Source organism: Arthrobacter sp. UYCu512 (assembly GCF_040547075.1).
Taxonomy (GTDB): domain Bacteria; phylum Actinomycetota; class Actinomycetes; order Actinomycetales; family Micrococcaceae; genus Arthrobacter.
Map to the genome: position 1 here is coordinate 172,593 of NZ_JBEPPA010000005.1, position 18,909 is coordinate 191,501.

Consider the following 18,909-nt stretch of genomic DNA (forward strand, 5'->3'; position numbering starts at 1 on the left):
TCAGTACCTCACGCGGGGGTCGATCAGCGCGGCGACAATGTCCACGAAGAAGTTGGTCACAGCCACGATCACTGCGAGGAGGACCACGATGCCTTGGACTGCTACGAAGTCGCGGGCCGTCAGGTAGGTCGCGAGCTGGAAGCCCAGGCCCTTCCATTCGAACGTGGTCTCGGTCAGCACCGCGCCGCCCAGCAGCACGGCGATCTGCAGTCCCATCACGGTGATAATGGGGATCAGTGCAGGTTTGTAGGCGTGTTTGGTGACCAGCCGGAATTCGCTCACCCCGCGGGAACGGCCGGCCTCGACGTAGTCCTTGCCGAGGGTGCCGATGACATTGGTCCTGACCAGCCGCAGGAAGATGCCGGCGGTCAGCAGGCCCAAGGCTAGTGCAGGCAGGACGGCGTGGGCCATAACGTCGGCCAATGCTGCGGTATTGCCGCTGCGGATGGCGTCCAGCCAATAGATGCCCGTCGGCGCCTCGAGCGCGGTCAGGGCGAGCTCGGTGCCGGGCTTCGCGCGCCCGGCTACCGGGAGCCAGCCCAGCCAGACGGCGAATGTCAGTTTGAAGAGAAGCCCGGAGAAGAAGACCGGCGTGGCATAACAAAGGATCGCAAAGACCCGCAGCGCCGCGTCGGGGCCTTTGTCGCGGCGGTGCGCCGCGACCAGGCCCAGCGGAATACCGACGGCCAGGGCCACCAGAAGGGCGTTAATTGTCAGTTCCAGGGTGGCCGCGCCATAGGTGGCAAGCATCTCCGAGACCGGGCGGTTATCCGAGAGGGTGGTGCCGAAGTTGCCGGTGATGAGCTGCGCCAGGTACTCGAAGTACTGCACAAAGATGGGCCGGTCGTACCCGGCCGCTGTGATCCGTTCCTGCAGCTGTTCCGGCGGGAGCCGGCCGCCCAGGGCAGCGGTAATAGGGTCGCCGGTGGTGCGCATCAGGAAGAACACCATGGTGACAAGGATGAGGATCGTCGGGAAGATCAGGAAGAACCTGATCAGGATGTATCGGCCCAGTCCCCCACCGGTCGATTTCTTCTTTGTCGGCAGGAGGCCTTCGCCGTCGGTCGGCGGCGCCTCGATAAGTGTTGTCATTGGTACCTCAGTGTGTGTTCCGGGAGCCACGCGGGCTCCGGAATCTGTTGTCCTTGTAACAGCACCAAAGGCGGGACGCCGTGTGGGCGCCCCGCCTCGTTGGCTGGTCAGAACCGGATGGGATGGGACTTACTTGGAAATGACACCAAGACGGGTCTTGAAGGAAGCATCCAGGGTCTTCTCAACACCCTTAACGTCCTTGCCGGCGACCATCAGCTGGGCACCCTGCAGCAACGGCAGCGTGGACAGGTCCTTTGCGACGGCCGTCTGGGCCTCGCCAAGCACCTTTTCGCGCTCGGTCTTGTCGACGGTGGTCAGCTGCTTGCTGATCAGGTCCGTGACAGTCGGGTTTTCGTAGTGGTTCTTCAGGAAGTTGCCGGGGACGAAGAACGGAGTGAGGTAATTGTCCGCGTCGGAGTAATCCGGGAACCAGCCGAGCTGGTAAACCGGGTAGGCATCGGAGGTACGGTCCTTCGAGTAGGTGACCCACTCGGTGGACTGCAGGTCAACCTTGAACAGGCCCGACTTCTCCAGCTGCTCCTTGATCATGGCGTACTCATCGCCCGAGGACTTGCCATAGTGGTCCGGGTTGTACTGGAGCTTGATGGTAACCGGTGCCGTGACGCCCGCATCGGCGAAGGCTTTTTTGGCCTTGTCGAGGCTGGGCTTGCCGCTGCCGTCGCCGTACATTTCCTTGAGCGGCTGGATGGCTCCGACGAAACCGTCAGGAACGACGGAGTATGCCGGCAGATACGTGCCCTTGTAGACCTGGCTGGCGATCGCGTCGCGGTCGACGACGTTAGCCATCGCCTGCCGCACGGCAAGCGCCTTCGCGGGATCGGCGTCGGCGGCCTTGGCACCAAACGGCATGGTGTCGAAGTTGAACACGATGTAGCGCAACTCGCCGCCCGGGCCCTTGTAGACCTTGACCTTGGAATCCTTCTCAAGGTCCGCGGCATCGGTGGCTGTCAGGCTGCGGCCGGCTACGTCGATGTTGCCCTGCTGGACATCCAGCTTGAGGTTGTTGGAATCAGCGTAGTACTTGATGGTCGCGCCGCCGTTGGCGGGCTTTCCGAGCAGGCCCTGGTAGTCCGGGTTGACCTTCAGGCCCACGAGCTCGTTCTTCTTGTAGCTCTCGATTGTGTAGGGACCGGCGAACGGGCGGCCCTTGACGATTTCGTCGTCGGTCAGCAGCTTGTCAGCCGGGAAGACCTCTTCGTCGATGATCGGACCCGCGTTGGCTGCCAGGACGCCCGGGAAGACCTGGTCGTTGCCGGCCTTGAGCGTGAAGACCACCGTGGAGTCGTCCTTGACTGCGACCGAATCGAGGTTCCCGAGAAGTGACGCGGGACCGTTGTCGTCGGCGATCTTGACGACGCGGTCGATCGAGAACTTCACGTCGGAGGACGTCAGTGCGTGCCCGTTGGCGAACTTGAGGCCGGGCTTGAGCTTGACGGTGTACTCCGTGGGGCTCGTGAAGGAAGCCGACTCGGCAATGTCGGGAGTGGAGTCTGCAGTGCCCGGTTTCGAGTTGAGCAGGAACGGGTAGATCTGGTTCATCACCATAAAGGAGCCGGCGTCGTAGGACCCGGCCGGGTCGAGAGTGACTACCTTATCGGTGGTGCCGTACGTAATAGTGCCTGTGCCGGCCGCGCTGCCGGTCGAGGTCCCGCCGCCGCCGGAGGGGCCGGTGCAGGCAGTCAGTGCGAAGGCGGATACCCCGGCGAGCGCGATGGCGCTTTGCAGGGCCTTTTTGTTCATTGCCATCTGTGAACTTTCTGTTCGATGAGTACTAGTGTGCCGGCCAGGGTTAATGGTGGCCCCGGGGTCAGCACCCTGTCCTGATGCCTTGATTCAACCAGAAGATCAACAGGTGAATCGTTGCATTCTGTGAGATGAGACACAAAATTTACACGAATGCAAAGAACTCGACGTTATCTGCAGGAATCCCGGCTGAAAACCGGCAGCGTCCGATAGCGCCCGAGGTGCCGCAGTGGCGCAAACCGCCACAGCGGTCAGCTCGCAAAAAGGCCGCACACCCAAGGTGTGCGGCCTTCCGGCGGCAACAGGGTCCAGCCTGCCGCCAGCCCGTTCGGAGAGCAGCCCGTTTGGAGAGCAGCCCGCTTAGAGAGCAGCCCGCTGCAGCGATCGGGCTGCATCGATAGTGGCCTGCCCCAGTACCCGGCTGCCCTGATAGAGCACCACGGTCTGGCCCGGAGCCACACCCCGCAGGGGTTCCGTTAAGGTCACAACGAGGTTACCCGTAGCGCCCGTGCGGCCGTCGCCGGCGTCGGGGTGCTCCACCCGCGCCGTCGCGGGTACGGGGTCGCCGTGCGCGCGGACCTGGGCGTAGCAGTCGAATTCTTCACCGGTGTGGACCTCGGCGATTGGCAGCCCTGCCCAGGAGACCTTAATGCCTCGGATCTCGTCGATGGCCAGCAGCGCCTCTGGGCCCACCACCACCCTGTTTTCCTTCGGCCGGATTTCAAGTACAAAGCGTGGCTTGCCATCAGCGGCGGGCGTACCCAGCTTCAGGCCACGACGCTGGCCGACGGTGAAGGCGTTGGCACCCGGGTGCTCGCCGACCTTCGCGCCGGACTCGTCCACGATGTCGCCGGTGGTCATCTCGATCTTTTCGGCCAGCCAGCCGGCAGTGTCGCCGTCGGGGATGAAGCAGATGTCGTGGCTATCGGGCTTGTTGGCGACGGAGAGTCCGCGGCGCTCGGCCTCGGCGCGGACTTCGGCCTTGGACGGAGTATCAGCGAGCGGGAACATGGAGTGTTTGAGCTGCTCATGCGTGAGGACGCCGAGGACGTAACTCTGGTCCTTGGCCCAGTCCGCGGCCCGGTGCAGCTCGGGGTTGCCTTCGGCGTCGTTGATCACCTTGGCGTAGTGGCCGGTGCAGACTGCGTCGAAACCCAGGGCGATCGCCTTCTCCAGCAGCGCGGCGAACTTGATCCGTTCGTTGCAGCGCATGCAGGGGTTGGGAGTGCGGCCCGCGGCGTATTCGTCGATGAAGTCTTGGACCACGTCTTCCTTGAAGCGCTCCGAGAAATCCCAAACGTAGTAAGGGATACCGAGCACGTCGCAGGCACGCCAGGCATCCCGGGAGTCCTCGATGGTGCAGCAGCCGCGGCTGCCGGTGCGCAAGGTCCCCGGCATTCGGGACAAGGCCAGGTGGACGCCGACGACGTCGTGGCCCGCCTCGACGGCGCGGGCTGCGGCAACGGCGGAATCGACGCCGCCGCTCATGGCTGCTAGAACTCGCATACTGGCTTTCTTTAGGGTCCGGGGTGCGCAGGAATAACACAATGCCTGCCGCCCCATTCTATCGCCACGCCGATTCCTCCCCCAAAATCACTTGACTGCTCCCCGCACCACTTCTAAAATTTGACTTACCGGTTTTAGAAGGTTTGCACACACGGGAAGCGGGCGGACATGGCTGTTGCGGACATCGTCATCGTGGGCGGCGGCCTGGCCGGCGCCACGGCCGCCAAGACATTGCGGGCGGAAGGTTTCACCGGACGGCTCATCCTGTTCGCAGAAGAGAGCCACCACCCTTACCTGCGCCCACCGCTGTCCAAGGAATACCTACTGGGCACGGCCGGCGAGGACACCCTGCCGGTGCTGCCCGACGCCTGGTACCGGGAGAACGGCGTCGACCTGCGGCTGGGGACGCCGGCCGCACAAATCGACCCGGAAGCCCGTGCCGTAATCCTCCGGGACGGCGCCCGGCTGGAGTACGGCTCGCTGCTGCTTGCCACCGGCGCACGACCCCGAACACTGCCCCTGCCCGGCAGCGGGCTCGACGGGGTCCATACTTTCAGGACAGTAGGGGACAGCCGCCGGCTGCGCAGCCGCCTGTCCGCCGGCGGCCTCAACGTGGTGATGATCGGCTCAGGCTGGATCGGCATGGAGCTAGCCGCTGCCGCGTGCGCCTATGGAAATACCGTCACGCTGCTGGGCCTGGAGGAAGTGCCGCTGGGCGCCGCGATCGGGCCGGAACTGGGGGGCTTCTTCCGCTCGCTGCACGAAGCCAACGGCATCCGATTCAGGCTCCCCGCCTCGGCCGCAGCGGTATCCGGCCACGCGGGCCGTGTCACGGCTGTGGTGACCGACTCTGGCGAGGTCCTGCCGGCGGACGTGGTGGTTATGGCCGTGGGCGTGGCCCCCGAGGTCTCACTCGCCGAAGCGGCCGGCATCGCAGTGCGGAACGGTATCCTCACGGATGCCTCGCTGCGGACCTCGGTCGCCGGGATCTTCGCGGCCGGCGACGTCGCCAATGCCCTGCACCCCTTCACCGGGGAACATCAGCGCAGCGAGCACTGGTCCAATGCCCTCAACGGCGGCAAGGTCGCGGCCATGTCCATGCTGGGCCAGGCCGCCGTCCTGGACACAATCCCGTACTTCTACACCGACCAGTTCAACGTCAGCATGGAGTACTCCGGCTTCCCGGCGCTCAGCTCGGGGCCACCTATAATCCGTGGCTCCCTGGCGGCGGGCAAATTCCTGGCCTTCTGGCAGCACGGCGGAACGGTAGTCGCGGGAATGAGCGTGAACTGGCCGCGCTCTGACAAACCGCAGAAGATTATCAAGGCGCTCATCGCCTCAAGGTCAGCCCTGCCGCCCGGGGTCCTGGCCGATCCCGCCGTCCCGCTGGATCAGCTCCCGCCGTCGGCCTGACGGGCAGTATCTCCGGCGGCCTGGCGCGCCAGGGTGCCGGCGGTCTGGATCGTGGATTCATGTCCGGCCATTCCGGCCTGGCGGGCGCGTGAGTAGGCACCGGGCAAGGCCGCCAACAGGGCGTCGACGTCGTTTCCGGTCGAGGAGTGCCCCAGGCTGAACCGCTGGGCACCCCGGGCCGTGTCCTCGTCCAGTCCCATGGCCAGCAGTACGTGTGACGGCCGGGGCACGCCTGCCGTGCACGCCGAGCCCGTGGACGATTCAACCCCCGCCAGATCCAGCAGGAAAAGCAGCGAATCGCCTTCGCAGCCGGGGAAGGTGAAGTGCGCATTGCCCGGCAGTCTCCCGGCCCCGGCGGCACCCCGAAGCCGGGCCTCCGGCACCGCTGCCAGCACGCCGTCGATCAGCCGGTCCCGGAGCGCTGCGATGCGCCCGGCCTCCGCCGCGAGGTTGGCGGTAACTGATTCGGCTGCAGCGGCGAACGCGGCGATGGATGCCGTGTCAAGGGTCCCGGAGCGGACATCACGCTCCTGTCCCCCGCCGTGCTGCACGGGAATGAGCGTTACTGCGCGGCCCAGAAGCAGGGCACCGACGCCAACCGGGCCGCCGATCTTGTGTCCGGAGATGGACATTGCGTCCAGTCCGGTGCCGCGGAAGTCCACGGGGACGGACCCGAAAGCCTGTACGGCGTCGGAATGCACCGGCACACCGGCAGTGTGCGCCAGCCGGACAATGTCGGCGACCGGCTGGACGCTTCCCACTTCGTTGTTGGCCCACATCACGGTGACCAGGGCGATCGACGCCGGATCGCGGGACAGTTCTGCGGCCAGCACCGTAAGATCCACGACGCCGTCGGCATCGACCGGCAGCCAGCAGACCTCGGCACCCTCGTGCCGTTCAAGCCACTCGACGGTGTCCTGCACGGCATGGTGCTCGACGGCGGAGCACAGGATACGCGTACGGGCAGGGTCTGCGGCGCGCCGGGACCAGTACAGGCCCTTGACCGCGAGGTTGTCCGCTTCGGTACCGCCGGAGGTGAAGATGACTTCCGAGGGGTGTGCGCCGGCTGCGGCGGCCAGCATCTCGCGGGCGTCCTCCACGGCGCGGCGCGCGCGCCGGCCGGATCCGTGCAGCGAGGACGGGTTGCCTGTCCGGGACAGTTCGCGCGTCAGCGCGGCCAGGGCTTCCGGGGCGAGGGTGGTAGTTGCGGCATGATCCAGGTATACGGGCACAGGTCAATTCTACCCGCGGGTGCCGGTCCGGCCTGGTGTACATTCAAGCGGTGAAAGCGTCCCTGTACCTTGTCCTGGCCACCTTGTTCTGGTCCGGAAATTTCGTCGTCGGCCAGGCAGCCGTCGCCTCGATGACCCCGCTGGAGCTGACTTTCTGGCGCTGGACCCTTGCCGCGGTGCCGTTGCTGGTCCTGGCCCAGATCATCGAAAAGCCGGACTGGCCCGCCGTGTTGCGCCGCTGGCCGGCGCTCCTGCTCCTGAGTGTGCTGGGCATGAGCGGGTACACGCTGCTGCTCTACGGTGCACTCGGGTATACCTCGGCGATGAACGCTTCCCTGATCACGGCGGCCAACCCGGCCCTGATCGTGGTGCTGGCCATCGTGTTGCTGGGCGAGCGGACCACACGCCTGGGCTGGCTCGGCATCTGCCTCGGCCTGCTCGGCGTGCTGCTGGTGCTGACCAGGGGCGAGCCGGGACGGATCCTCAGCCTCTCCATCAACACCGGCGAACTACTGATGATCGGCGCGATAGTGGTCTGGGGTTTATACACGATTATCGCCCGCCGGCTCGGGGTTCCGCCGGTAGCTGCCACCGCCGTTCAGGTGGTCATCGCGGCCGTGACGCTGTCGCCGTTCGCCCTCGCCCTGGGAGTGCAGTTCCCGGACACCCCGGCCGAGGGCTGGTCGCTGGCCTACATCACGGTCTTCCCGTCCCTCGGCTCTTACCTGTTCTGGAACCTGGCATTAAAGGACACCCCGCCGGGCGCCGCCGGGAACTACCTCAACCTGATAGTGGTCTTCACTGCCATCATCACAGTGCTCCTCGGGACTCCGCTCACACTCGTGCAAGTCCTCGGTGGCCTGCTGGTGATCGCCGGTGTGCTGCTGACCGGCAACCAGGGGTCCGCGAAGCTTAAGCTGGCGTGACCCGCCGCCCGGGAGTATAAATCAGTCGACCGGGGCCGAGGAGAGCCGGCAGAGTGTCCGAAAGCAGTGTCCGCGAGGAGCCCGTGAGGGCCGTTCAGGAGCCTGCCGGGAGGGGCCCAACCCGGGCGCAGCATTGCGCCGGCAGTGCCGCGCCCCGTGCCCTGAGACCTGCAATATCCAGTGCCCCAACCTGGGTCGGGTCAATTCCGCAGCCCGCCGCGGCGCCGGCCAGGAACGCACCGTTCATGGCGCAGACCACCGCGCTGTGGCCGTCGGCGATCCGGTGGAAGGGGCAGTTCAACAGCACAAAGCCCCCCTCGCCGTCGCTCGTGGGGAGATATCCCTCGGCCGTGAGGAACTCCGCGAAGCCGGCCATGCCGGTCTCCGCCCGGGCTGATGCCTGCCCGCGCGCGTAGGCCGCCCGAACCAGCGCCTCCCGGGCGGAGCCGCCGTCGGTCGCCGATTCCTCGATGGCGGAGACCAACAGCTCCGCGGCGAGGTCGTAGTTGCGGTCCGGCACCGAAGCTGCCACTTCCTGGACTGCGGCCCGGTACAGCTTGGCCGGCCGGCCCGAACCGGGGCCTCCCCTGCCCCCGAGCTTCTGGAACTCCACCGCCAGCACGCCTTCCTGCACCAGCCGGTCCAGTTGGAAGGAGGCCGTGCTCCGCGGCAGGCCAAGGGCCGCGGCTGCCTCGTCCCGGCTGGCCGCATGCCCTGCAGAGGCCACAAAATCAAACAATCTCCGGCGTGTCTCGTCACCAAGGGAGGCCACCGCAGCAAGCCTGCGGGTCCACGGGGATCGGATCATGGATTTATGCTATCTCTAAAAACAAGATTCATTGCTTAACTGGTTTCACTTCTGCTGCCCTACTGGACCAGGTAACTGGCGCCCGTTCGGCCTGCTGATCAGCTCGCTCGCACCAGACAGGCAATCGCCGAGGAAAACCAGCAGAACCTGGCCAGACACCGGACGGACCGACGACGGCCACCCGTGAGGTGCGCGGGCGGATTAGTCAGACGGTGGAATCACACCCAGGTATTCCGCGACGTTGGCGCGTGCGGCCGTGAGGGTGCCGGCGTCCGGGCAGGAGACGGAGATATAGACGGAGTTGCCGGCCTTGCTGAACAGTCTGGCGTAGACGGCGCTTGCCCGGGCTCCGGCCTTGGCCCCGCTTTCCAGCACGAGCATCTCAACACCGGGGGCGGGCTTATCCGGGTCTGCGCCCCATCGCAGGGTGTCTGTCGTGAGATAGGACGGCAGGATACTCGGATCCAGATACCTGAAGAGCGCTTCGGTGGAGGCCTTGTCACTCCCGGCAACGGCCAGTGCGCCCTGGTTCACCCGGGTCTTGGCCGAGACCAGGCAGCCGTCCGCCTTAAGGTATTCGCTGCCGCCGGCCACCTCCTGTTTGCCGGGCTTCCAGCCGGGGGCTTCGCCAAGCGCGTCGGAGAGCCGGACCGGCACGCCGGCAGCGAGGCTCTCCCCGGCGGCGAAGGGCATGTCCTTCGCCGCAACCGCGGCGGAGTCGTGGCCGGGGGTTACGGTGGGGGCGTCAACCGTGGGGGCAAGCGGCGTCGGCTTGGCAGCGGCGGGATCGGGCACACCGACGCTGCAGCCCGCCAGGGCGGCTGTGACTGCGAGCGCCAGGAACGCGAGACTCCCCCGCCGTCCCCGGTGCGCGCGACGGAGATCGAGGTTCCCGCCCGCCGCCGGCAAGGGCCCCGTTTCGCCCTTACTGCCCATGCCTCGCCTCCGTGTCGCTGTGCCCGTTCGCTTCCTGCTGGGCCTCCGCATGATTCTAGACTCTCGCACTGGGCTCCCGGACCGGAGGCGGCGCCGGGTGCCGCCGGAACATTTGCCAAGCGCCGCTCCGTGGCGTTCCGCCGTTCCCGCGCCGCACCGCATTCACGGGCCCGCAGCTTGCCGCCTACAGCCTAGGCGAGGACCCGGATGGCTCCAGGAACCACCTCGATGGTGAGCGGCAGCGGCCCGATCCGCTCGCCGTCCGCGTAGGCCACCACGCCGTCCGCTGACAGCTCCACCGAGCGCACCCGGCGGATGTGCACGGCCGGATGCCCGAGATGGCCACCGGAGAAAACCTTCGGAAATACCCTGAGCAGGCCGGCCCTGGACAGCGGGCCGACGATAAAGAGGTCCAGCAAGCCGTCGTCGAGCACGGCGTCGGGCGTGACCTTCATGCCGCCGCCAATCGACTGGCCGTTGGCGACCGAAATCAGCATCGCCGACTGCCGCCAACGAGCGCCGTCGGCCGTCACTGTGTAGTTGATCGGGCGGAAGGAGGCCAGTTCGCGGAGCATGGCAAGGTTATAGCGGGCCTTGCCCCGCGGCCAACGCCAGGCATTGGCCCGTTCGTTGACGGCAGCGTCGAAGCCCGCGGACAACACCCCGGCAAACCAGCTGGACTTGCCGTCGGACCAAACGCGTCCGGCGTCAATCAGCCGCCCGCCGGCGGCCAGGGCCGCGAGCACCCGCTCGCAGGCGCCGGGGATGTTGTGTGCCGGCAGGCCGAGGGTCCGGGCCATGTCATTCCCGGTGCCGGTCGGGACGATCCCCAGCGGGACAGTACCAAAGGGCAGGTCCGATCCTGCGAGCGCATTGATGCCGAGGTGGACCATTCCGTCGCCGCCAACCATCACCAGGGCGTCCACCCCTGCGGCCAGTGCCCCGTCTACCATCCGTGCGAGTTCTTGGTAGCTGTCCCCGGAGAGGACCACGACGTCGGCCCCGGCCGACCGGAAGCACGCGGCCGCCTCGTTGCCGGCGTTAACCCCGCGGCCGAAGGAGGCCGCGGGGTTAACGGCGACTGCGATCATCATGCGCTGAATTATGCCAGCCGTCGGGAACCTTCCGTGCCCCTGCGCTCGTTGTTCCCCTTGCCGGTTAAACTGGCCAGGCCGGACGTCCAGGATGGGCTGGCACCATCGACCAAAAGGATCTTTGCTTGACGCAGGGCAACAGCTCGCATTACCAGGTGCTCCGGATTCCGGTCACGGCGACCGCTAAGGAAATCAAGGTGGCCTACCGCCGGGCCGCCCGCACCGCTCACCCAGACCACGGCGGCGACCCGGCAGCATTCCGGCGCGTTACCCTTGCCTTCGAGACGCTGATCGATGCGAAAAGCCGGGCCGACTATGACCGGTCGTACGGCGGCGGCGCCTTCGCGGGGCCGTCCCCTGATGAAGGAGCCCACTTTGACGCCCCGGCCGCCGGGAGCCGGACTTCGGCCAATGTTCGGCGCCCCAATACTCCCCGAAACACAGCGTCCGATGCCCCGGTCTTCGTGCCGCCGTTCGAGCAGTACGCCGGGTCCGGCGAGGTCCCGCTGATTCCGCCGAGCGTGGCCCGCCAGCAGGTCCATGGTCTACCCCGCAAACGGGGCATCTTTGGGGCTGAGGCCAGAATTCAGCGGGAAATGCGGACGGTTCAGCTCATCAGCAGGCAGATCCTCCCCGCTATCCCGGCTGCACGGCTGATTAACGGTTTGCAGTCCCCGGCTGACAACAGCCACATCGACCACGTGGTGCTCTCCGGCTACCGCATGGCGATCATCGGCTCGATGCTGCTGCCGCCCGGGGCCTATGCCTGGAACGGCAGCGCCCTCACCCATGGCGGCCGTTCCATCGCACCACCCCAGTTGGCCCACGTGGTCCGCCGGATGCAGGACATCTTCCCGGAACTGAACGTCACCGGCTGGACCGTTATCCACAGCACTGACGGCAACCTGCACGAGCCGGTCATCGACCGGCACCGCCGCTCCGAAGCGCATGAGACGGTGCAGGTGGTCAATGCGGCCGGGCTGGCACGGGGGCTCAAGCAGTTCTTGAGTTCAGGGCCGGCTCCCAATACCGTCATCGTTCCGGTCCTTGCCCGGCTGCTGCGCGGCATGCACTAGCCGGCTCGCTAGGATGGAAGGGTGTTCCGCATCCTCTTTTATGCCCCAGAAATCCCCGGCAATACGGGCAATGCCATCCGGCTGGCCGCCATTACCGGTGCCGAGCTGCACCTGGTCGAGCCCCTCGGCTTTGATTTTTCCGACGCGAAGCTGCGCCGGGCCGGCCTCGACTACCACGACCTGGCGGTCGTGACCGTCCACCCGGACATGGAGGCCGCATGGGCGGCCCTTGCACCGAAGCGGGTCTATGCCTTCACCTCCGACGGCGAGGCTTCCTACACGGACGTCAGCTACCGGCCCGGGGATGTCCTGCTTTTCGGCCCGGAATCCGTGGGTCTGCCCGAGGACCTCAAACGCGACCACCATGTAACGTCACGTGTCCGGCTGCCGATGCTGCCGGCGCTGCGTTCGCTCAACCTCGCGAACGCAGCCTCGATCGCGGTCTATGAAGCCTGGCGCCAAAACGGGTTCGCCGGCGCCAGGCTGTAGCGACGCAACTTATTCCGACGCCCGCCCATCCGGCCGGCCAGCGGCCCCGAATCACTTCTGAAGCCCGGTTAAACCAAGAGGCGCAGGAAGCGTGGAAAGGAGCGAGGAACGGCAGGTGACAACTACTTTGCAGGTAGACAGACATCCCGCCCGGCGCGCTGTGAGAGACCACGCCCCGGAAAGATCCCGGCCTGGCCCGCGATTGGCGGCAGGCACCTTATGCTTGAAGGTGATGGAAACTCCCAACGCCCCGAACCCCGAAGCTGCTGCTCCTTCTGGCACTCCGGCCGACGTGAACCGCCGGCTCGGCGCACTCTTGGCGCAGGTTGCACACGGTGACCAGGCAGCCTTCGCCGAGTTCTACCAGCTCACGTCCCGGCGTGTCTTTGGCATGGCCCGGCGCGTACTGATCGATGTTGAACTCAGCGAGGACACCACCCAGGAAGTTTTCCTCCAGGTCTGGCAGAACGCCTCTAAGTTTAATCCTTCGGCGGGCACCCCGCTGGCCTGGCTGATGACGATTTCACACCGACGGGCCGTGGATAAGGTCCGATCGTCCCAGTCCTCAACTGACCGGGAAGCCAAATACGGCGCCAGCAGCCAGGATATCGATCATGATTCGGTCTCTGACGAGGTCGGCAGCCGGCTTGAGGCCGAGGCAGTGGTCAGATGCCTGGAGACGCTGACCGACACACAACAGGAGTCCGTACGGCTTGCCTACTATGGCGGGCTAACGTACCGGGAAGTCGCAGAGAAGCTCAATGCTGCGGTGCCTACCATCAAGTCCCGCATCCGCGACGGACTACTCCGACTGAAAACCTGTCTGGGGGTGAGTTGAGATGACCGACATAAATCCACACCACAACGGCCGCGTCACTGGCGGCTTTGCCGCCGATATCGCCACCGATCTTGCTTCGGGGCGTGCGGCTGACCTCGCCGAGGTGTACGCCTTGGACGCCATAACCGATGCCGAACGTGCCGCCATCGAGACTCACCTCGCCTCGGCTCCACAGCCCGAGCGGGCCGCCTTTGACGAACGCGTCCGGCAGGCACGGGAGACACTTGCCGTCAGCTTTGCCGCGGAGGAAGAACCTCCGGCGGGCCTGCTGGACCGCATCATGGCCAACCTGCCGGGCCAGGAAATCGGTGCGCCGCCGGATCCGCACCAGAGGCGCGGGCCGTCTGCTGTGCCTCCCGTGGTGGGCCGGCCAGTCCGCGACTCCGCGGCGCCCGCCATCGGCGACGAGCTCGGCGCCGCCCGCAAGCGCCGGGACGAGAAGCGCCGTCCGCAAGGGATGCGCAACTGGCTCGTCGGCGTCGCTGCCGCAGCCCTAATCGCCATGGGCGGAGTCGGTGTCGGGGCTTACGTCGCGAACCAGAACGATCCAATGAATCAGGTCCTTCAGGCCGGCGATGTCCGTCAGGCGACAATCGATGTCGTTGGCGGCGGCACGGCCACGGTGTCGGTCTCCAGTTCGAAGGATGCGATCGTCGTGAAGATGAACGACGTCCCGGCACCGCCGGCGGGCAAGGTCTACCAGATGTGGCTGATCCCCAAGGACGGATCGGCTCCGGTATCCCAGGGCTTGATGAATGCCGAAGCCCTGTCCAAGCCTGCAGTGGTCAAGGGCATCAGCACCGCCGCAGCTCTCGGCATCACCCTTGAACCGGCCGGTGGCTCGTCTAAACCGACCCTGCCCACCGTGGCGGCCGCCCCGCTGGGAGCATAACGCCAGGACCAGACAACACAGAGCCGCGCAGGCCTTGTCCCTTATCAACAAGGGTCAAGGTCTGCGCGGCTCTGGTTCGGGCAGCTCAGGTCGGACTAGAATCCGGCGATGGTCCCTGGCCCGTTGATTGCAACGACGTGGAACGCTTCCGCGCTGCGGCCTGCCGGGAACCCGCCGCGTTCCGCTGTCCGGAGCATCAGTCCACGGACGGTGCGGTCCATGGCCTCGATGTCGGGGTGCTGACTGACGTGGATATGGATGGCGGCGAGTTTGTCCTCCACCTGTTCCGTGACATCCACAACGTGGTTTTCACGTTCCGCAGGCCCGGCGAAAAGCCACAGCCACGGCAACTTATAGGCCGGCAGTCCGGCCTCGGCCAGCTCCGGATACGCAAACGGGTTCTCCAACGCCGGATACACCGCCCGGGTCACCGCCTCCCCCACCGCCAGGTGGTCGGGGTGGCTCTTCTGGATCCTGGTCCAGTTCCGTTCCGGATGCATCGAGAGCACAACGTCGGGCCGGATCCGGCGGATCAGCCGTACCACCTCGCGGATCACGTCGTGGGTGGGCTCGAGGTACCCGTCGCGCTCGTGCAGATAGTAAATGTCGCTCACCCCGACCAGGGCAGCGGCACGGCGTTGTTCTTCATTCCGCAGCCGGACGATCTCGTCCCTCTCTCCAGGGTCAAAGCCGCCCGCGTCGCCGTCGGTCATGATGCAGTAGCTGACGTCTATGCCGGAAGCGGTCCAGGCCGCTACGGTGCCGGCGGCACCGAAATCGATGTCGTCCGGGTGGGCGGCGAAGCACAGCACCCGTTCGATCCGTTCGTGCTCCGAATCAAACGGGCTTGGCGCCGAGGGGCTAAGGGTGTCCAACGGGTCAGCCCCGGCGCTTCTTGATTTCTTCGGTGGCCTGCGGCAGGACTGTAAAAAGGTCCCCCACGATGCCGAAGTCGGCGATCTCGAAGATGGGCGATTCAGCGTCCTTGTTCACGGCCACGATCACTGTGGCAGTCTGCATGCCGGCCTTCTGCTGGATAGCCCCGGAGATGCCTGCGGAGATGTACAGCTGGGGCGAAACGGTCTTGCCGGTCTGGCCGATCTGCGCGTCGTGGCCGATCCAGCCTGCGTCAGTTGCGGCGCGGGAAGCGCCGATGGCAGCACCGAGGGCATCGGCGAGGTCTTCGACCGGGCCAAAGTTGCCGTCAACGCCGCGGCCGCCGGCCACAACGATCCGCGCCTCGGTGAGCTCCGGACGGCCGCTGGCGGCCTTCTCGTTGCGGGCCGTAATCCTGGCCGACGCCGCGGGGGCAGTCTCCGGCACCTCGACGGTGACGGTGGCCGGCGCCGTGCCGGTGACGGCAGGCTCCGGCGTGATGCTGTTGGCTTTGACGGTCAGGACAGCGATCGGCGTCGTGGCCTTCGCTGTGGTGATGTAGGAACCGGCCAGCACGGACTTGTGCGCGGTTCCGTCAGCGTCCACGGCGACGACGTCGGTGATGACTCCGGCGCCCAGCTTGATGCCGAGCCTCGCAGCGATTTCTCTGGCTTCCGCCGAGTTCTCGGTCAAGACGACGGTGGCATCGGCGGCGTGGACCGCGGCTGCCAGGTAGGAGGCCTTGGGGCCGACGAGGTAGTCGTCGAGGTCCGCTGCGGACGGCCGGTACAGCATTTGGGCGCCATAGGCTCCCAGGGTTGCTGCGACGTCGTCGTGAAGTTCCCCGATGAGGGCGACCGCCGGCTCCCCAAGGTACCGGGCAATGGTGAGCAGCTCCAGGCTGGCCTTCTTCAGGGCCTGGCCGGGGTTGTCAATGAATACGAGTACTTTTGCCATGTCTGGGAATCCCCTTAGAGCAGCTTCTGGGCGGCCAGGAACTCGACCAGCTTGATGCCGGCATCGCCCTCGTCGGTGATGATGGTGCCGGCGGTGCGCGCCGGGCGTGCCTCGGCGGATTCGACGGCGGTCCAGGAACCTGACCGTCCGACGTGCGCCGGGTCGACGCCGATGTCGGCAAGGCTCAACGTGGTGATGGTTTTCTTCTTGGCGGCCATAATGCCCTTGAAATTCGGGTACCGGGGGTCATTGATCTGGTCCGTGACCGAGACGAGGGCGGGCAGCGTTGCCTCGACGGTGTCGGCGTGGGCATCGCCGTCGCGGCGGGCGGTGAGCGTGGCGCCGTCGAGTTCCAGCGAGGACGCGAAGGTGACCTGCGGCAGGTCCAGGCGTTCCGCGAGCTGGGCCGGGACCAGGGAGGTCTCGCCGTCGGTGGAGGCCATGCCAGTGAGGATAAGGTCCGCCGGGGTGTCCGCGCCAAGGTGGCGGATGGCGGCGGCCAGCGCAAGCGAGGTGGCCGCGGCGTCGGAACCGGCCAGAGCGTCGTCGCTGAGGTGGACGCCTTCGCTGGCACCAATCTGCAGGGACTTCTTCACCGCGTTGACGGCACCGGCAGGGCCCATACTCAGTGCGATGACCCTGTTGCCGGCCGCTTCCCCGCCGCGGGCCTCGATCAGCTGGAGTGCGGCTTCGAGGGCGTACTCATCAAGTTCGGACAGGATGCTCTCGGAGCGGTCTGTTGTGTTGCCCGCTCCGGTGAGGTGCCGGTCGAACTGTGCGTCCGGGACGTGCTTGACCAGCACGATGATCTTCAATGTCTCTTCCACTGTGTTTACAGCAGCCTTCCATGCGGGTGGACAGCCAGCCGGGTGGGGTCGTGGCCACGGAACGCCCGGGGAGCCGGGTTTCTCCTAGCTAACCATATCGGCGAGCACGGACGCGGCCCGGTTAAGGCCTGTGTCAGGGCTGCGGGCGTCCCCGCGGCAGTGCCGTGCACAGCCAGAAGGCCGGGCGGCACCTGACGGCGCCTCCCGGCCCTCTACCTGGCCGAGCGAACCGTTCCTACTGCTCGGCTGCAGCCCCGAGGGTCACATCGAGTTGCTGCTCCTTGCCGCTGCGCAGGACCGTGACCTTCACCGAGGCCCCGGCGGCCTGCTCGCGCACGGCGGCAGTGAGCTGGTTCGGATCGCTGATGGTGAGGTCCTGGAACTTCGTCACGACGTCGCCGACTTTGAGGCCAGCCTTGTCTGCTGCGGAACCTGGTTCAACAGTGGCAACCTCGGCTCCGACGGAGAATCCGGACGCTGCGCTGCCGGCAGCCTTCTGCTTGACACTGACACCAAATTGGCCGTGGGTCGCCTTGCCGCCGCTGATGATCTCCTGCGCAATCCGCTTGGCGTTGTTAATCGGAATGCTGAAGCCCACGCCGATGTTTCCGCTGCTCGCGGTGTCGCCGCCGGCCGAGGCGATTGCGACGTTCACGCCGATGACCTCACCCTTGGTATTGATCAGGGCGCCGCCGGAGTTTCCCGGGTTGATGGCCGCATCGGTCTGGATCACGTTGATCGCGATGCTGCCTTGGTTAGTGGTGCTTTGCCCCTGCCCGCCGTCCGGCGGGGCAAACTGGAAGCCCTGTCCGCCGCCCTGGGAGCTGTCCGCCCCTTGCTTCGGCACTGCCGACGAAGCGACGCTGATGGTGCGGTTCAGCGTCGACACAATGCCATCCGTCACGGTTCCCGTCAGGCCGAGGGGCGAGCCGATCGCGACGGCGGTGTCGCCGACGTTCAGCTTGCCGGAATCGCCCAGGACAGCCGGTACCAGCCCGGAGGCGTTCTGGATCTGCACGACTGCAAGATCTGAGAGCGGGTCGGTGCCGACGACCTTTGCACTGTAGACCTTGCCGTCGCTCAGGCGGACTTCAATCGCGGCGTTGGCCGCCGTGCCGTCGAGGGTAACAACGTGCGTGTTCGTCAGGACGTGGCCGTCAGTGTCCAAAATTATGCCGGAGCCGGTACCACCGCCGCTGCCGCTTGATGCCTTGATGGTCACGACGCTTGGCGTGGCCTTCACGGCAGCCGCGGTGATGGCATTAACATCATCCCGGTTGTTCACAATGACAGGACCGGCCTGGCTGCTGCTGTTGCTGGTTCCGGTGGAGGTGACGCCTCCGCCGCCCCCGAGCAACTGGGTGGTCCCGGCTACCACACCGCCGCCGACAAGGCCGGCCGCGAGGATGCTGGCAATGAGGGTGGGGACACCGAACGCCGCCTTGCGCTTAGGGGCGTGGGCGGGATTGGACGCGTAGGCCGACCCGGGAACGGCACCGCCGTAGCCGCCATATTGCGGCTGGCCGGAAGCGGACTGGCCGCTGGAGTACTGGCTGTGCGGGGGCTGGGACTGGCCAAAGGCGGAGCTGCCGGCCGCCGGTCCAAAGGCAGGGCTGTGCTGCGGGTCGGGCTGGCCCGGGGTGTGGCCCTGCTGGACGGGGGCGGGGGCCTCGCCGAACTGTTGCGTCACCGGTGCCGGCGGACCACCGTACGCCGGCTGATGCTGGGGATAGACCGGCTGCGGAGCGTTGTCCGCCGTTGGCTCCAGCCGGAGTGTCGGGTTCTCGTGCGCTGAGTCCGGCGCGGAGTCGCCCTGGGGGTGCCCTGAAGTGCCCTCGTGCGGCGCGGCTGGCTCCCGGTTCTCTGCTGACGCGCCCTGCGCTGGGTTCTCAGTCATAAGACTTCCTTTCATCCTCGTCTGCATTAACTATGGACGATCACACTGATACTAAAGCGCACGTTTGCTGGGAGGTTGCTGAATGGTTCCGCGTGCCGTGACACAGCTTCCAGTTACCCATTCCGCGCTTTTCGCTGGTGGCATATTCCCATCGATGGACGGCCACTTGGGGGCACCATAGAATCAAATGGAATTGCCACAGCGACCTGCGGCTATACATCAGTGCGGCAGGTACTGCGGCGATCTTGACGACCGGTTCGGCCCGAACTGGACGCAGAAGTGCTGA

The 18,909-nt window shown here is 66.2% G+C and carries 17 protein-coding genes; 6 read left to right on the plus strand and 11 right to left on the minus strand.

Features of this window, described 5'->3' with window-relative positions; genetic code table 11:
• The 3 genes from ABIB49_RS07205 to mnmA form a co-directional block, all read right to left on the minus strand.
• Positions 1–1,092: an ABC transporter permease gene (locus ABIB49_RS07205; protein ID WP_226775757.1), complete on the minus strand. Its 1,092-nt coding sequence runs from the start codon at positions 1,090–1,092 to the stop codon at positions 1–3.
• 129 nt (positions 1,093–1,221) lie between these two features.
• Entirely contained in the window at positions 1,222–2,859 is a 1,638-nt protein-coding gene (locus ABIB49_RS07210) for an ABC transporter substrate-binding protein (protein WP_226775756.1), read from the minus strand.
• A gap of 357 nt (positions 2,860–3,216) precedes the next feature.
• Positions 3,217–4,362 carry a tRNA 2-thiouridine(34) synthase MnmA gene (gene mnmA / locus ABIB49_RS07215; RefSeq protein WP_226775755.1) on the minus strand — a complete coding sequence of 382 codons (1,146 nt, stop codon included), beginning with the start codon at positions 4,360–4,362 and terminating at the stop codon, positions 3,217–3,219.
• 168 nt (positions 4,363–4,530) lie between these two features.
• Here mnmA and ABIB49_RS07220 point away from each other — a divergent pair, with 168 nt between their 5' ends.
• Positions 4,531–5,775: an NAD(P)/FAD-dependent oxidoreductase gene (locus ABIB49_RS07220; protein WP_282359616.1), complete on the plus strand. Its 1,245-nt coding sequence runs from the start codon at positions 4,531–4,533 to the stop codon at positions 5,773–5,775.
• Here the strand turns inward: ABIB49_RS07220 and ABIB49_RS07225 are convergent.
• Positions 5,754–7,007: a cysteine desulfurase family protein gene (locus tag ABIB49_RS07225; RefSeq protein ID WP_282359617.1), complete on the minus strand. Its 1,254-nt coding sequence runs from the start codon at positions 7,005–7,007 to the stop codon at positions 5,754–5,756. The genes ABIB49_RS07220 and ABIB49_RS07225 overlap by 22 nt on opposite strands.
• A 50-nt stretch (positions 7,008–7,057) precedes the next feature.
• Between ABIB49_RS07225 and ABIB49_RS07230 the strand changes: the two genes are divergently transcribed.
• Positions 7,058–7,933, plus strand: a complete 876-nt coding sequence (locus ABIB49_RS07230) for a DMT family transporter (RefSeq protein ID WP_282359618.1) — start codon at positions 7,058–7,060, stop codon at positions 7,931–7,933.
• Between the two features lie 94 nt (positions 7,934–8,027).
• Here ABIB49_RS07230 and ABIB49_RS07235 read toward each other — a convergent pair whose 3' ends face one another.
• From ABIB49_RS07235 to ABIB49_RS07245, 3 genes are all read right to left on the minus strand, one after another.
• Entirely contained in the window at positions 8,028–8,741 is a 714-nt protein-coding gene (locus tag ABIB49_RS07235) for a helix-turn-helix domain-containing protein (protein ID WP_282359619.1), read from the minus strand.
• Positions 8,742–8,942: 201 nt separating this feature from the next.
• Positions 8,943–9,677 (minus strand): hypothetical protein, encoded by a 735-nt coding sequence (locus ABIB49_RS07240; RefSeq protein ID WP_282359620.1) that lies wholly within the window; start codon positions 9,675–9,677, stop codon positions 8,943–8,945.
• Positions 9,678–9,868: 191 nt separating this feature from the next.
• Positions 9,869–10,771, minus strand: coding sequence for a diacylglycerol/lipid kinase family protein (locus ABIB49_RS07245; protein WP_282359621.1), 903 nt, complete (start codon positions 10,769–10,771; stop codon positions 9,869–9,871).
• A gap of 125 nt (positions 10,772–10,896) precedes the next feature.
• Between ABIB49_RS07245 and ABIB49_RS07250 the strand changes: the two genes are divergently transcribed.
• The 4 genes from ABIB49_RS07250 to ABIB49_RS07265 all read left to right on the plus strand — a co-directional run bounded on the left by ABIB49_RS07250 (position 10,897) and on the right by ABIB49_RS07265 (position 14,066).
• Positions 10,897–11,847: a J domain-containing protein gene (locus ABIB49_RS07250; protein WP_282359622.1), complete on the plus strand. Its 951-nt coding sequence runs from the start codon at positions 10,897–10,899 to the stop codon at positions 11,845–11,847.
• 21 nt (positions 11,848–11,868) lie between these two features.
• Positions 11,869–12,336, plus strand: coding sequence for a tRNA (cytidine(34)-2'-O)-methyltransferase (locus tag ABIB49_RS07255; RefSeq protein ID WP_226773712.1), 468 nt, complete (start codon positions 11,869–11,871; stop codon positions 12,334–12,336).
• A 232-nt stretch (positions 12,337–12,568) separates the two neighbouring features.
• Positions 12,569–13,174: an ECF RNA polymerase sigma factor SigK gene (gene sigK / locus ABIB49_RS07260; RefSeq protein WP_282359623.1), complete on the plus strand. Its 606-nt coding sequence runs from the start codon at positions 12,569–12,571 to the stop codon at positions 13,172–13,174.
• Between the two features lies 1 nt (position 13,175).
• The gene (locus ABIB49_RS07265) at positions 13,176–14,066 is read left to right on the plus strand and encodes an anti-sigma factor (protein WP_282359624.1); all 891 of its coding nucleotides are present in this window, start codon (positions 13,176–13,178) and stop codon (positions 14,064–14,066) included.
• 95 nt (positions 14,067–14,161) lie between these two features.
• On the opposite strand, the gene ABIB49_RS07270 is transcribed toward ABIB49_RS07265, so the two are convergent.
• The 4 genes from ABIB49_RS07270 to ABIB49_RS07285 all read right to left on the minus strand — a co-directional run bounded on the left by ABIB49_RS07270 (position 14,162) and on the right by ABIB49_RS07285 (position 18,623).
• Complete coding sequence (locus ABIB49_RS07270; RefSeq protein WP_282359625.1) at positions 14,162–14,941, minus strand: PIG-L deacetylase family protein; 780 nt, start codon at positions 14,939–14,941, stop codon at positions 14,162–14,164.
• Positions 14,942–14,945: 4 nt separating this feature from the next.
• Positions 14,946–15,899 carry an electron transfer flavoprotein subunit alpha/FixB family protein gene (locus tag ABIB49_RS07275; RefSeq protein ID WP_282359626.1) on the minus strand — a complete coding sequence of 318 codons (954 nt, stop codon included), beginning with the start codon at positions 15,897–15,899 and terminating at the stop codon, positions 14,946–14,948.
• Positions 15,900–15,913: 14 nt separating this feature from the next.
• Entirely contained in the window at positions 15,914–16,726 is an 813-nt protein-coding gene (locus ABIB49_RS07280; protein WP_226773707.1) for an electron transfer flavoprotein subunit beta/FixA family protein, read from the minus strand.
• Positions 16,727–16,961: 235 nt separating this feature from the next.
• On the minus strand, positions 16,962–18,623 hold the full coding sequence (locus tag ABIB49_RS07285) for a S1C family serine protease (RefSeq protein WP_282359627.1): 1,662 nt from the start codon (positions 18,621–18,623) through the stop codon (positions 16,962–16,964).
• Positions 18,624–18,909 lie beyond the last annotated feature (286 nt).